16 protein-coding genes are annotated in these 11,845 nt (G+C 62.3%); 8 read left to right on the forward strand and 8 right to left on the reverse strand.

Going from position 1 to position 11,845, the window contains the following annotated elements; genetic code table 11:
- Positions 1-26 precede the first annotated feature (26 nt).
- The 3 genes from pgeF to lgt all read right to left on the reverse strand — a co-directional run bounded on the left by pgeF (position 27) and on the right by lgt (position 2,777).
- Positions 27-794: a peptidoglycan editing factor PgeF gene (pgeF, locus tag F758_RS0101455; RefSeq protein ID WP_024506174.1), complete on the reverse strand. Its 768-nt coding sequence runs from the start codon at positions 792-794 to the stop codon at positions 27-29.
- Complete coding sequence (locus tag F758_RS0101460; RefSeq protein ID WP_051386627.1) at positions 791-1,846, reverse strand: class I SAM-dependent methyltransferase; 1,056 nt, start codon at positions 1,844-1,846, stop codon at positions 791-793. Before F758_RS0101460 ends, pgeF begins: the two co-directional genes overlap by 4 nt.
- Before the next feature lie 88 nt (positions 1,847-1,934).
- Entirely contained in the window at positions 1,935-2,777 is an 843-nt protein-coding gene (gene lgt, locus F758_RS0101465; protein ID WP_024506176.1) for a prolipoprotein diacylglyceryl transferase, read from the reverse strand.
- A gap of 306 nt (positions 2,778-3,083) precedes the next feature.
- On the opposite strand from lgt, the gene F758_RS0101475 reads away from it, so the two are divergent.
- From F758_RS0101475 to ychF, 4 genes are all read left to right on the forward strand, one after another.
- On the forward strand, positions 3,084-3,377 hold the full coding sequence (locus F758_RS0101475) for an accessory factor UbiK family protein (protein WP_024506178.1): 294 nt from the start codon (positions 3,084-3,086) through the stop codon (positions 3,375-3,377).
- Positions 3,378-3,675: 298 nt separating this feature from the next.
- The gene (locus tag F758_RS0101480) at positions 3,676-4,404 is read left to right on the forward strand and encodes a 50S ribosomal protein L25/general stress protein Ctc (RefSeq protein ID WP_024506179.1); all 729 of its coding nucleotides are present in this window, start codon (positions 3,676-3,678) and stop codon (positions 4,402-4,404) included.
- Positions 4,405-4,425: 21 nt separating this feature from the next.
- Positions 4,426-5,031 (forward strand): aminoacyl-tRNA hydrolase, encoded by a 606-nt coding sequence (gene pth / locus F758_RS0101485; RefSeq protein ID WP_024506180.1) that lies wholly within the window; start codon positions 4,426-4,428, stop codon positions 5,029-5,031.
- Between the two features lie 135 nt (positions 5,032-5,166).
- The gene (gene ychF, locus F758_RS0101490) at positions 5,167-6,264 is read left to right on the forward strand and encodes a redox-regulated ATPase YchF (protein ID WP_024506181.1); all 1,098 of its coding nucleotides are present in this window, start codon (positions 5,167-5,169) and stop codon (positions 6,262-6,264) included.
- Between the two features lie 55 nt (positions 6,265-6,319).
- Here the strand turns inward: ychF and F758_RS0101495 are convergent, their stop codons facing one another.
- Positions 6,320-6,613, reverse strand: a complete 294-nt coding sequence (locus F758_RS0101495; RefSeq protein ID WP_024506182.1) for a DUF4282 domain-containing protein — start codon at positions 6,611-6,613, stop codon at positions 6,320-6,322.
- 177 nt (positions 6,614-6,790) lie between these two features.
- Between F758_RS0101495 and F758_RS0101500 the strand changes: the two genes are divergently transcribed.
- The 3 genes from F758_RS0101500 to F758_RS50660 all read left to right on the forward strand — a co-directional run bounded on the left by F758_RS0101500 (position 6,791) and on the right by F758_RS50660 (position 8,006).
- Positions 6,791-7,258, forward strand: a complete 468-nt coding sequence (locus F758_RS0101500; protein WP_024506183.1) for a MaoC family dehydratase — start codon at positions 6,791-6,793, stop codon at positions 7,256-7,258.
- Positions 7,258-7,743 carry a MaoC family dehydratase gene (locus F758_RS0101505; RefSeq protein WP_024506184.1) on the forward strand — a complete coding sequence of 162 codons (486 nt, stop codon included), beginning with the start codon at positions 7,258-7,260 and terminating at the stop codon, positions 7,741-7,743. Before F758_RS0101500 ends, F758_RS0101505 begins: the two co-directional genes overlap by 1 nt.
- Positions 7,744-7,862: 119 nt before the next feature.
- On the forward strand, positions 7,863-8,006 hold the full coding sequence (locus F758_RS50660) for a hypothetical protein (RefSeq protein WP_024506185.1): 144 nt from the start codon (positions 7,863-7,865) through the stop codon (positions 8,004-8,006).
- Between the two features lie 138 nt (positions 8,007-8,144).
- On the opposite strand, the gene F758_RS0101515 is transcribed toward F758_RS50660, so the two are convergent.
- The 4 genes from F758_RS0101515 to F758_RS0101530 form a co-directional block, all read right to left on the reverse strand.
- Positions 8,145-8,567 (reverse strand): hypothetical protein, encoded by a 423-nt coding sequence (locus tag F758_RS0101515; protein ID WP_024506186.1) that lies wholly within the window; start codon positions 8,565-8,567, stop codon positions 8,145-8,147.
- Between the two features lie 250 nt (positions 8,568-8,817).
- Positions 8,818-9,720 carry a hypothetical protein gene (locus F758_RS0101520; protein ID WP_245286390.1) on the reverse strand — a complete coding sequence of 301 codons (903 nt, stop codon included), beginning with the start codon at positions 9,718-9,720 and terminating at the stop codon, positions 8,818-8,820.
- Positions 9,721-9,827: 107 nt separating this feature from the next.
- Positions 9,828-10,268 carry a nuclear transport factor 2 family protein gene (locus tag F758_RS0101525; protein ID WP_024506188.1) on the reverse strand — a complete coding sequence of 147 codons (441 nt, stop codon included), beginning with the start codon at positions 10,266-10,268 and terminating at the stop codon, positions 9,828-9,830.
- Positions 10,269-10,601: 333 nt separating this feature from the next.
- Positions 10,602-11,051 carry a nuclear transport factor 2 family protein gene (locus F758_RS0101530; protein ID WP_024506189.1) on the reverse strand — a complete coding sequence of 150 codons (450 nt, stop codon included), beginning with the start codon at positions 11,049-11,051 and terminating at the stop codon, positions 10,602-10,604.
- Positions 11,052-11,476: 425 nt separating this feature from the next.
- On the opposite strand from F758_RS0101530, the gene F758_RS0101535 reads away from it, so the two are divergent.
- Positions 11,477-11,713 (forward strand): hypothetical protein, encoded by a 237-nt coding sequence (locus F758_RS0101535; protein ID WP_024506190.1) that lies wholly within the window; start codon positions 11,477-11,479, stop codon positions 11,711-11,713.
- Positions 11,714-11,845 lie beyond the last annotated feature (132 nt).

Genomic DNA, 11,845 nt, shown 5'->3' on the forward strand with positions numbered 1-11,845 from the left:
GGGGTACGGATGATGAACGACCGCGGTCACGATTCCAGCGCAATCGCGTGGATGTGCCGGCCATAGTCCGGCTCCTTGCGATGCACGGAGCGGCGATAGCTGAAGAAGCGATCGTCCGAATAGGTGTCGACACCGAGATCGTCGATCATCAGGACTCCGGCGTGCTCCAGCCGCATTCGGATGTAGCCCGCGAGGTCGAACATGGCGTGCGCGGCGCGCGCGGAAGGAAGGAAGAACATCGCGTTCTCCGCATCCGCATCGAGAAAGCGCACGACGAATTCGTTGCCGACCTCGTAGCTTTGTTGCCGGATCAGGGGCCCGATCGCAGCGATCATACCGGCACGATCGGCGCCGAGTTTTTCCATCGCCGCGATGGTGGATTCCAGAATTCCGGTCAGCGCCCCTTTCCACCCCGCATGCGCTGCGCCGATCACCCGCGCCTTCGGGTCGACCAGCAGGACGGGACCGCAATCGGCCGTGGTCACACCGATCGCGAGATTTGCGGTTGCCGTGACGATGGCATCGGCCTTCGGCCGCGCGCTTGGCGGCCACGGGCCATTGGCGACCACCGCGTCCGGCGAGTGGATCTGATGCGCGCTGATCAGATGTTCCGCTGCAACGCCCAACCGCTCCGCCATTCGGCGGCGGTTTTCTGCGACTTGGGCCGGATCGTCGCTGGAGCCCAGCCCGGCATTGAGGCTTTGGTAGATGCCGTCGGAAACGCCGCCCTCGCGAGTGAAGAACGCGTGGCGCAAGCCGGGGATGGCCGAAAGCAGAGGCGATGACAGCATCATGATGCGGCAGGCTCCTCGTCGCTCAAGCCCGGAAGGGAGGTCAGGTGAGGCGCCGCGACGCCGAGCACCTTGAACATCGATCCCATGCCGCCGCGGCCGCCACCGATGAGCCGCTGCAACGCGCCGGCAATGTCTTCCGCCATCTCGGGGCCGGCCTTGGCCATCAACGTCGCCGCGCGGGTCTCAATCCCGAGCCGCCGCAAGAACTCGCCCTGGGTCACCGGGCCGTGGACGCGGGCGCCGACATCCTCGGCCGCGCGTGAAAGCGCCTCGAAATCGACATGCGCGGTGACGTCGGCCCGTCCCGGCGCCTCCAACGGATCGGCGAAACTGTGGCGGGCAATGGCCTGCAGCGTATCGCCGGCATCGCTGTGCAGATGACCGTAGTCGATGATCAGCGCGGCGCCATCCTGGTTGCGTACCCTTGATGCGATCTTCATGATCTCTACGTCGGGACGCCATTCGAATACGGCGCCGATGGGCGCCGCGCGGACCGAGGACGGGACCAGCACGTCGAAATGCGGCATCGGCTCGGCGGCTTCGCCGAAGGCGAGATCATCATTGCTGTCGAGCTCAATGACCCGTTCGTGCCAGCCCGTCTTGCCCTTGACCGCCTGATGGATCGGCAGCACGTCGAAATATTCGTTGGCGAGGATGATCGCCGGGCCTTCCGGCACCTCGTCGAGATGGTTGTGCCAGGTGACGCTGTGCACGCCCGAAAGCATCGCACGCTGCTTCTCGCGCAGCACTGGATTGATCTCGACCAGATGGACGCTCAGCGTTTGGTACAGCGGCGGCACCACGCGCAGGGCGCGCAATGCGTCCGCCATCATGGTTCCGCGGCCGGGGCCGAGCTCGACCAACCGCAGCGTCGGCGGCGAGCCCATCGACTTCCACACCGAGGCCGACCATAGCCCGAGCAGCTCGCCGAACATCTGGCTGATCTCCGGCGAGGTCGTGAAGTCGCCCTCACGGCCGAGCGGGTCGCGCGACACGTAATAGCCGTACCGCGGATGCATCAGGCACAGCTCCATGTAGCGCCAGACCGGCATCGGGCCGGAAGACCTGATCAGCTTCTTGATCTCGTTCAGCAGCAGCGAAGACCCGGTCACGCCCTCAGAGCACCCTTGGATTAAGGAATTAGCGGCTTGCCGGCGCGGACTTGGCCGTGCCGTGCCGCCAAGCCAGCACAACGATGAGAATGCCTGCAATCACCATCGGCAACGACAGCAGCATACCCATGGTCAGTCCTCCCCACAAAAATCCGAGCTGCGGGTCGGGCTCGCGAAAATGTTCACCGACGATGCGCGCAATCCCGTAAATCGTGATGAAAGAGCCGAGGATCAACCCGGGTCGCTTCAGCGCCCCGAGCCGAACCATGACGGCCAAGACGGTGAACAGAAAAATGCCCTCCATTCCCGCTTCATAGAGCTGGCTCGGATGGCGCGGCACCGGTCCGCCGGTGGGAAAGATCATCGCCCAGGGTAGGCTTGGGTCCGCCGGCCGGCCCCATAGTTCGCCGTTGATGAAATTGGCGATGCGGCCGAGGAACAGGCCGATCGGCCCGACGGCGGTCGTGATATCGCCGAGCGAGAGGATCGGCACGTTATTCTTGCGTGCAAACCAGATCACCGCGACGACGCAGCCGAGGAAGCCGCCGTGGAAGGACATGCCGCCCTTCCACAGTTCGAAGATCTCCGCCGGGTGTTGGATGAAGAAGGGGAGATTGTAGAACAGCACATAGCCGGTGCGGCCGCCGAGGATGATGCCGATGGTCACCCAGAGGATGAAATCATCGAGCTGGACGAGCGAGATCGGCGCCGGTCCGCCCCACAATGTCTCGTTCTTGAGCAGCGAGCGCGCATAGATCCAGCCGATCACGATTCCGCCGATATAGGCGAGCGCGTACCAGCGGATGACGATTGGCCCGATCGCAATCGCAACCGGGTCGAAGACCGGAAAGTTGATCAGCAGAAAAGGCATCAAGCAGCGATGGCGACGGCCAAGACGTTTCGGCCGTTGCGCTCCGGATGGGTGAAGAGGGGTGTGCTGTGGCCCTCCTCGGTCGCGGTCTCGATCTGCCGGTCGATCATGGCGCTTCTGTGTGTCTTTTTGTGTGTCTTGGGGGGTATCCTGGGCTCAGCCCGCTCATTACGATGGCAACGAAACCGCAGCATGACAAGGCGGCCTGTCGCAGCGGTGGTCAGCGGGTCTTGAACGCGGTCCCTGGTATCGCCATTCTCTGGCTTGGACAATGCGCACAAGGCGTTAGCCACCGGAGTTGTTTCCATGACCCAGACTACCAATCGTTTTTTTGATGAGATCGGCCGCTTGATGAACGACGCCGCGGGCGCGGCGCAGGGCATGAAGAAGGAGATGGACGCGCTCTGGCGCAATCAGGCCGAAAAGATCCTGCGCGATCTCGATATCGTCAAGCGCGAGGAGTTCGAGGCGGTCAAGGATATGGCGCGCCTGGCGCGCGAGGAAAACGAGGCGCTCAAGGCGCGCATTGCGGCCCTGGAAGCCAAGCTCGGGGTCTCGCCGAATGGCCCCGATCTCGGCGGCACAAGGGCGGACGGCTAGAGCTGCGCGGCACCCGCATTCCGGGGCGATGCGAAGCATCGAACCCGAATCTCGGGATTCCGGGCCTGCTCCATCGGACCATCCCGGAATGACCGTGTTAGGTGTTGCCGGCCGTCTCGCCCCAAGCGGATATCGGCAGTTCAGCAGAAAAATCCCTTCATTTCCTTGTCATTTCGCCGCTTTGCGGCTAGAACGCCGCCACATCCGCAGCCCCGACACCCCTGGAGGCATGCTTGCGGAGTGAGCAAAACGGGCCGCGTTTGCGGCCTTTAGCTTTTAAAAACAAGGACTTAAGACAATGGCGACCGTCAAGGAATTGAAGGCGACCGCACGTCCGTCAGTCGGCAAGGGGGCCGCACGGGCAGAGCGTCGCGCCGGGAAAGTTCCCGGAGTGATCTATGGCAACAACCAGCCCCCGCTGCCGATCTCGGTCGAGGACCGCGAACTGCGCCAGCGTATCCTGGCGGGCCGGTTCCTGACCACGATTTACGACATCGAGCTCGACGGCAAGAAGCACCGCGTGATCCCGCGTGACTTCCACCTCGATCCCGTGCGCGACTTCCCGATCCACGTCGACTTCATGCGGCTCGGCGAAGGCGCGACCATCCGCATCAGCGTGCCGCTGCATGTGCAGCGTGCGGACATCTCGCCCGGCGTCAAGCGCGGCGGCACTGTCAATATCGTGACTCACGCGATCGATATCGAATGCTCGGCCGAAAACATCCCGCAATACCTTGAGGCTGATGTTGGCGCGCTTGAAATCGGTTACTCGCTGCATTTGTCCGATATCAAGCTGCCCGCGGGGGTGAAGGCGTTGGCGCGCGAGGATGCAACACTCGTGACCATCGTGCCGCCATCCGGTTACGCCGAAGAGCAGAAGGCGGCGGCTGCTGCTGCGGCTGGCGCTCCTGCGGCGGGTGCTCCGGCCGCTGCGGCTCCAGCGGCTGGCGCTGCGGCGGCACCTGCGGCCGCTGCGGCTCCCGCGGGCGGCGCGAAAGCGCCTGCTGGCGGCGACAAGAAGAAATAAGCTGGCGCGGGATGCCGCGTCATGCAGCTCTTCGTCGGACTCGGCAATCCCGGCGCGAAATACGCGCGTAATCGGCACAACATCGGCTTCCTTGCTGTCGACGAGATTGCGCGGCGTCATGGTTTCGCACCATGGCGCCGTCGCTTTCAAGGCGAGACGTCGGAAGGCAGCCTCGATGGCGAACGCGTGATCCTACTCAAGCCCGCGACCTACATGAACGAATCCGGGCGCGCGGTGCAGGAGGCGGCGAACTTCTTCAAGCTCGGCGCTTCCGAGGTCACCGTGTTCCAGGACGAGCTCGAACTGCCGCCGGCAAAAGTTCGCGTCAAGATCGGCGGTGGCATCGCCGGCCACAACGGCCTTCGTTCGGTCAGCTCGTATATCGGCAACGATTATCGCCGCGTGCGGCTCGGGATCGGTCATCCCGGGGTCAAGGAGCTGGTGCACGGGTACGTGCTGTCCGATTTCGCCAAGGACGAGGTGCCCCGGGTTAGCGCACTTTGCGAGGCGGTCGCCGACAACGCGGCCCTGCTTGCAACCGGGCGCGACTCGACGTTTCAGAACAAGGTGCATCTGGCAATGCAGGCGAAGGGGTTTTTCGAGAAGGGCGACGACGCCAAGGAATAAGCACGGGCTGTCATCGCCGGATTTGATCCGGCGATCCAATCTATCAGGGAAAGATGGATGCGCGAGTCAGGCCCGCGCATGACGAGCTGGTAATTCACGCGCAGCGCAGCTGTGCGAAGAAGTGGACAAAGCAAGATGGGATTTAAATGCGGTATCGTCGGCTTGCCCAATGTCGGCAAATCGACGCTGTTCAACGCGCTGACCGAAACGGCGGCGGCGCAGGCGGCGAATTATCCGTTCTGCACGATCGAGCCCAATGTCGGCGAAGTCGCCGTGCCCGATCCGCGGCTGGAAAAGCTCGCCGAAATCGCCAAATCGGGGCAGATCATTCCGACGCGGCTGACCTTTGTCGATATCGCTGGCCTGGTGCGCGGAGCGTCGAAGGGCGAGGGGCTCGGCAACCAGTTCCTCGCCAACATCCGCGAGGTCGACGCGATTGCCCATGTGGTGCGCTGCTTCGAGGACTCCGACATCACGCATGTCGAGGGCAAGATCGCCCCGCTCGCAGACATCGAGACCATCGAGACCGAGCTGATGCTGGCCGATCTCGATACCCTGGAGAAGCGCGTCGACAATCTCGCCAAGAAGGCGAAGGGCAACGACAAGGACGCCAAGGAACAACTCGATCTCGTCAACCGCACGCTGGAGCTGTTGCGTGTGGGCAAGCCGGCCCGCTTGCTCGAGCGCAAGTCCGAGGAGGAGCGTGCCTTCGAAATGCTCGGGCTGTTGACCTCAAAGCCCGTGCTTTATGTCTGCAATGTCGAGGAGGCCTCGGCCGCCACCGGCAATGCGTTCTCCAAGATGGTCGCTGAACAGGCGGCCAAGGAGGGCGCGGTTTCGGTGGTGATCTCGGCGAAGATCGAATCGGAGATCGCGACGCTCTCGCGCGAGGAACGCGCCGATTTCCTGCAGACGCTGGGACTGGAGGAGGCCGGCCTCGATCGCCTGATCCGCGCCGGCTATCAGCTCCTTGACCTCATCACCTATTTTACCGTCGGACCGAAAGAGGCGCGTGCCTGGACCATTCACCGCGGCACCAAGGCGCCCGCGGCCGCCGGCGTGATCCACACCGATTTTGAGAAGGGCTTTATTCGCGCGGAGACCATCGCCTATGCCGACTACGTTGCGTTCGGCGGCGAGGCCGGCGCGCGCGAGGCGGGGAAGCTGCGACTGGAAGGCAAGGATTACGTCGTCGCCGACGGCGACGTGATGCATTTCAGGTTCAATACCTAGGCCGCTGCAACAGCGTCATTCCGGGTTCACGCTGGTGCGCGCCCCGGGACGGGACTCATCGCATCCCGCCCTGGTCGCGGATGGCGCCGAGATGCTCGTTGATGCGAAACACGATCAGGATGAACTCGGCGAGAATTCGCGAAAACACGATGCCGACCACGACGCTGGCGATGGAGGAGAGCAGCACCAAAAACCCGCCAAACGGGCTGATCGCCATGGCGGCCAGTCCCGAAAAAATACCGGACAGGCCGAACAGGCAGATCAGCGCAATCACGAGCCCATAGAACGTCTTGATGATTGTCGGCGTGATGAAACGGTCCCACTGAAACAGGTCCCGAAATTCAAACATCGGTCGGCTCTCCCCCGGCAAAGCGAAATGTGCTTACGCTTGAACTGATGGCTGATAGCTCCCGCCTAACCCCGAATGCGCTCTCCGACAAGATCGAGCATCGGCCATGCGGGTAAACAGGATTGAGATTGCCTCAAAGTACGGCCACAATCTGGCTTTCCGCACCGCAATTCCCCGATGACCACACTAACCTTTGAAGATTTTGCGCCCGGCCGTTTCGGCAGCTTCGGACCGCGCCGCGTGACGCGCGAGGAAATCCTCGCCTTTGCCGCTGAATTCGATCCGCAGCCGATGCATCTGGATGAGGCGGCGGCGAGCCAATCCATGTTAAACGGCCTTTCGGGCTCGGGCTGGCATCTCTGCTCCCTGATGATGCGCATGCTCTGCGACGGCTTTGTCGATCGCACCGCTTCGCTCGGTTCACCAGGTGTCAACGAGGTGCGTTGGCTCGCGCCGCTGCGGCCCGGCGACGAACTGACGCTCGAGGTCGATGTCATCGAGGCGCGGGTCTCGCGCAGCCGCCCCGACACCGGCATCGTGACGTTCAAGAGCACCGCCCGCAACACGGCAGGAGAGGCGCTGTGCGAGATGACCTCGCCGATGATCATCGGCCGGCGGACAGCCGCTGCGGAGGGCATGCGCTGATGCGTTTTTTCGAGGACATGGAGGTTGGTCAGCGGCGCGAGGTCGGCTCCTTCACCTTCACAGCTGCCGCGATCAAGAAATTCGCCGCGCAATTCGATCCCCAGCGCTTTCATCTGGACGAGGAGGAAGGCCGCAAATCGCTGTTCGGCGGGCTCGCCGCTTCCGGCTGGCATGTCGGTTCGGTCTGCATGAGCCTTCTGGTCGCCGACGCCCAGCGCCAGATGCGGGAAGCGGCGGCGCGCGGCGACAAGATCGCGGTGTGGGGACCCTCGCCCGGCTTTCGCGAACTGCGCTGGCTCAAGCCGGTGCTGGCGGGGGACACGATCAGTTTCGCGAGCGAGATCGTCTCCAAGCGGATCTCGGCGTCGCGGCCGCAATGGGGAATCCTTGAGGGGCGCAACACCGGCACCAATCAGCGCGGTGAGCTCGTCTATTCGGTGCTCGCAACCGCCTTCGTGCCGCGGCGCGTAAACGAAGATGGTTAACGAACGGGTGCCGCGTTTCACCGCTTTTCACAATGTTGCGAAACTCATTCTTTGCTAACGCATTTTGAACACTGTCCTGCCCATAAGAGAGCAACCTAGAAGACGGCAGGGGACAAACGATGGCGGATCGCGGCGCTTTGAAATTGGTGGGTTTTATTTTTGCGAGCATCACGATTGCGGTGATGCTGACCACGACCATGGTGGTGAAAGGCTATGCCGACGGGGTCTACTCGCTTGAGACCACGTCCGCCGATGGCCACTAAGCAGGTCTTTGCTAACCATACTTGCTAACCATACGTCGCATTTTGCGACCGGATATTTCCTCCTGCCGGCCGCGAATCAGAACCGCCGCGCTCCCATTGAGGGGAGGCGGCGGTTTTTTCAGAGAAGACGAACGAACTTTAGCCGTTGCGCAGGTTCTCGGCAGCGCGCTTCCACTGCGAAACGTTGTCCGAGATCATGCGCGTCGATTTCATCGCCGCCTGGCTGAGCTGGGCATAGCCGGAAATCTCGCGCTGGACGCGCTGGCCTTCGGCATGCAAGAGGTCGCGCAGGCTTTCCAGCTCGGTGATCAGGTTTTCGATCTCCGACAGCGAGGTGCCCGCGACGCGCTGGATCAGCGAGTTGACATTGTTCACGGTTGCCTCCGCGCTTGCATCGAGCGCGGGCTCGGTGCCGCCCTGCGACGCCGGCCGGCGCAGATAGGCGATATCGTTACGGACGAAATCGCGAATGCCGGCCTCGACCTCCGAGACCGCGGCGAGATTGTTGTCCATTACCTCGGTTTCGGTCGCTTCAACTTTTTCCGAACGCAGAATGCTCATCGGCTTTAACCCCTGTTTCGCGGTTAGCGCGAGTGTCCCCCGCACGACGAATGGAAGTACAGGCTCCCATGTGGCGGACTGATTTTGACCGCATCGCGGCCGATCTGCGGCAATGCTCGATCATTCGATGGATTTGCAGTGGCAGGACGGCTTTTTTGAAGGCTTTTTGAAGAAGAGAGTGGCCTGGCCCTTGCCTCAGCGAGAAGAAAGCGTGTCAAGCTTGAATAAAATTTACCCTATTTCTTAGCGATTACCAGCTCCGCTTGAAGCCTGCGGTCACGCTCTTGTTGGTCACGCCCTGAGCGGTCTCGCCGATCGAGCCCGAGATGGTGACGCCGTCGGTGAGCTTCTGCTCGGCGCCGAATTTACGCAGCCATCTGTCGTCGGATGAGGAGAGGCTCTGGCCGGCGACGAGGCTCGTACCGGTGTCGCCGATATCAAGCTTCGCCGATTGGTCGGTGTCAAAGCCCCGGCTCGAGTGGGCTCCGATGCCGGGCAGGGGGACGGCGCCCTGTTCGGTCACGTCATAGCCGTTCTGCAGTGTCAGCGAGTATTGCCCGGACAGCGGCACCGATTTGCTGATGGAGGCGCCGACCTTACTCTGGTCCTGGGACGGATCGACGCGGGCTTCGACCGACGTCTTGTCCCACAGTGAGCCGGCGCCGGGCGCGGTGATTGCCGCCCAGGCCGTGCCTCCCGACTGAGGGACGTTGCCGCCATTGGCCGTCTTCTCCGCAAGCAATTCGGACATCGTGGTGGGCTCCCGCGCAACCGTCATGTCGGCGCCGACGCGGGTGTCCCAGAACGGGGAAAGCGATTGCTTCACCGACACCGCCGATCCGCCGTTCGGGTTGTCCTTGGCCGACCATGTCATATCGGTAATCGCAGACTTTTTCGGCGCGTTCGGCATGGGGCGCGCCATTGCCTCGCCGCGACTGGAGGCATCGACATTGAGCTGGCTCCAGTCGAGCTTGCTCACGTCGATATCCTTCATGTCGTGATCGTCGGCGGCGGGTGCCGCGATCTGCTGGGCCGGCGCCTCGGCATCTTCCGGCCAAGGGCTTTGCGCCGATGCCGGCAGCGCGATGACCGCGGTAAAACCGGCCGCCAGCATCAGAGCCTTCAGCCTGCAGGACGATATATTGGATGTCATGAACCCAGCCCGCGAATTTCGCCGCCCATAATGCGGAGATTCAGGTGCAGAATTGTGACGGGAGATTCACACTTGCGTCAAGCGTGCGAGAGTGTTGCTCCGTCCCCTCACGCGAACGACGTTATCTTCGGCAGATGGATCGGCCGGCCGAGCGTTTGCTCGACCAGGTCGAAGGTGTCGAGCAGCACGCGGATGCTGCGCAGCCGCCCACCCTTGAACTGGGCGAAATGCGCAAGTCGCAGGGAAATCGGCTTGTTGGAGTCGAGCGAGGTGAGCGAGAAGCGCAGCATCGAAGCCGCCGTATCGGCCCCGAGCAGCACCGACTCGCGATCGAAGCGATAGACCCTGACGTAGTTTGCGATCTGCCTGATCACCTCGAGCACGGCGGACTTGCCGCGACGTGCGCCGAGAAAGGGAAACATGTCGATCGGCCCGTAGATCGCCCATTCCACGTCGTCGTCGATCAACGGCTCAATGGCTTCCAACTGGCGTTCGTTGATCGCGCGATGCAATGCGCGCGCAAAACGCCAGAGACTATGCTCTGTCATTTACCTGCGATCCTGAAATGAAGTGCAAAAAACAGCAAATGGGCCGACCGGGGGCGCGTCATTCGCGACGCGCGCGGCTCCATTGCTGCACTGTTGTTTGCGCACAAATAATCGAATTTGCCGAAAACGCAATCCGCATTTTTTGCATTACACAGATGCGGGCGGTTCCAAATCAAATGGACGACAGCGCTACCCGCCCGAGCCGCCGCTTTCCCGTTCGATGGCGTCTCGTCGTGGCGGCAGGGCTCGCGTAGGGTTCAAGGCGCGGCGCGCAAATGTCTTGCCTGTCATTGCAGGGCGCCTTGAAAGGGCGAAGGTAAGAGGCGGTAGCAATTAAGCGTCGCTCTGCTTGTTGCCGAGCAAGGTGGCCGTGAGGTCGCGCTCGAGCACCTGCTGCACCAGATCGAACGAATCCAGAATCTCGCGGATATGGGTGATGCGGCCGTTCCTTAATGTATAGAACGCCGCCATGTCGAACTGAACGATGCGCCGGTTCGCGCGCTTACGGTAGTAGGCGCGCATGTCGACCGCGACCTTGTCGTCTTCGGCGACGATGGTCTTCAACTCGTGGCGGATACTGGAATAGCTGCCGTGGATGGTCTTCCACATCTGCCGTACCTCGTCCTTGCCGCGGCGATGGCCCATATGCGGCAGGATGTCGACGGGGGCGTTGGCGACGACGTCAATGTCGTTGCTGCAGCGGGCCAGCGTGGCTTCGGTGTCGCCAGTCTCGAACCTTTTGAGAAAGCTGATCACGCGTTGGCGGTTGAGGTGGTTGACCATTGTTGTTCCGACCGCAAACTCTTTCCATTTGCATTGCTGTTTGTTTCCGAACTCGGATGCCTCCCGATCGGCGCGCGGATGAATCCGCAAAAGCCTCTGAGAGATCGTTAAGTGATAGGTCGGCAAAACGTTGACGGCGGTTCACCTTTCAACTGAAAGCTGCAGTACGATTGAATGCACGTCACGCGGCGCCCGAAATGCCTGGTCCGACCGTTGCTTTCCGACGATTGTCTCGCAATTGCCGCTCATCCTGCGGCGTCGCCCGCGTATCCTCGTGGATCAAAACAAGCTGTGGGCAAGTGACGAGGACACGGCGATGTCGGCCGAGCGGTATCGTCAGCCGCTCGCGCGCAAGCGAGGTCATCCCCGGAACCGCCGTCAGTCATCCCCGTTATTGATGCAAAACCTTTTTGGAGCAGCGCGTCATGAAAATCCCGTTCGCCATTCTCGCCGCGACGCTCGCGCTTGCCGCGAGCTCACCGGGCCATGCCAAAGGTTGCATCAAGGGCGCCGTCGTCGGCGGGGTCGCCGGCCATTATGCAGGCCACCACGGCATGCTCGGCGCCGCAGCCGGCTGCCTCTACGGCCGCCACCACGCCAAGCAGCAGGAGCGGCAACGCGAGATGCAGCAGAACCAGGCGAACGGGCAGGGGAAGATATAATCCGGGCGAGAACGATCAGCGACAGCGCCGCTCTCTTCATGATCGTCCTGGCGAAAGCCAGGACCCATAATCACAGGGCCCATAACCACAGGCCTTCGTTGCTACGAAGGACGTCCACTCGCATCCGCCACG

Origin of the sequence: Bradyrhizobium sp. ARR65, from assembly GCF_000472385.1 — a bacterium.
GTDB lineage: Bacteria > Pseudomonadota > Alphaproteobacteria > Rhizobiales > Xanthobacteraceae > Bradyrhizobium.

Excerpts from the sequence above, each read along its gene's own strand:
- F758_RS0101475 (WP_024506178.1), top strand. The coding sequence starts at position 3,084 with ATGACCCAGACTACCAATCGTTTTTTTGATGAGATCGGCCGCTTGATG.
- F758_RS50660 (WP_024506185.1), top strand. The coding sequence starts at position 7,863 with ATGGCGGATCGCGGCGCTTTGAAATTGGTGGGTTTTATTTTTGCGAGC.
- F758_RS0101495 (WP_024506182.1), bottom strand. The coding sequence starts at position 6,613 with ATGTTTGAATTTCGGGACCTGTTTCAGTGGGACCGTTTCATCACGCCG.
- pgeF (WP_024506174.1), bottom strand. The coding sequence starts at position 794 with ATGATGCTGTCATCGCCTCTGCTTTCGGCCATCCCCGGCTTGCGCCAC.
- F758_RS0101520 (WP_245286390.1), bottom strand. The coding sequence starts at position 9,720 with ATGACATCCAATATATCGTCCTGCAGGCTGAAGGCTCTGATGCTGGCG.
- pth (WP_024506180.1), top strand. The coding sequence starts at position 4,426 with ATGCAGCTCTTCGTCGGACTCGGCAATCCCGGCGCGAAATACGCGCGT.
- F758_RS0101505 (WP_024506184.1), top strand. The coding sequence starts at position 7,258 with ATGCGTTTTTTCGAGGACATGGAGGTTGGTCAGCGGCGCGAGGTCGGC.
- F758_RS0101515 (WP_024506186.1), bottom strand. The coding sequence starts at position 8,567 with ATGAGCATTCTGCGTTCGGAAAAAGTTGAAGCGACCGAAACCGAGGTA.
- F758_RS0101535 (WP_024506190.1), top strand. The coding sequence starts at position 11,477 with ATGAAAATCCCGTTCGCCATTCTCGCCGCGACGCTCGCGCTTGCCGCG.
- ychF (WP_024506181.1), top strand. The coding sequence starts at position 5,167 with ATGGGATTTAAATGCGGTATCGTCGGCTTGCCCAATGTCGGCAAATCG.
- F758_RS0101530 (WP_024506189.1), bottom strand. The coding sequence starts at position 11,051 with ATGGTCAACCACCTCAACCGCCAACGCGTGATCAGCTTTCTCAAAAGG.
- F758_RS0101460 (WP_051386627.1), bottom strand. The coding sequence starts at position 1,846 with ATGCCGGTCTGGCGCTACATGGAGCTGTGCCTGATGCATCCGCGGTAC.
- F758_RS0101500 (WP_024506183.1), top strand. The coding sequence starts at position 6,791 with ATGACCACACTAACCTTTGAAGATTTTGCGCCCGGCCGTTTCGGCAGC.
- lgt (WP_024506176.1), bottom strand. The coding sequence starts at position 2,777 with ATGCCTTTTCTGCTGATCAACTTTCCGGTCTTCGACCCGGTTGCGATT.
- F758_RS0101525 (WP_024506188.1), bottom strand. The coding sequence starts at position 10,268 with ATGACAGAGCATAGTCTCTGGCGTTTTGCGCGCGCATTGCATCGCGCG.
- F758_RS0101480 (WP_024506179.1), top strand. The coding sequence starts at position 3,676 with ATGGCGACCGTCAAGGAATTGAAGGCGACCGCACGTCCGTCAGTCGGC.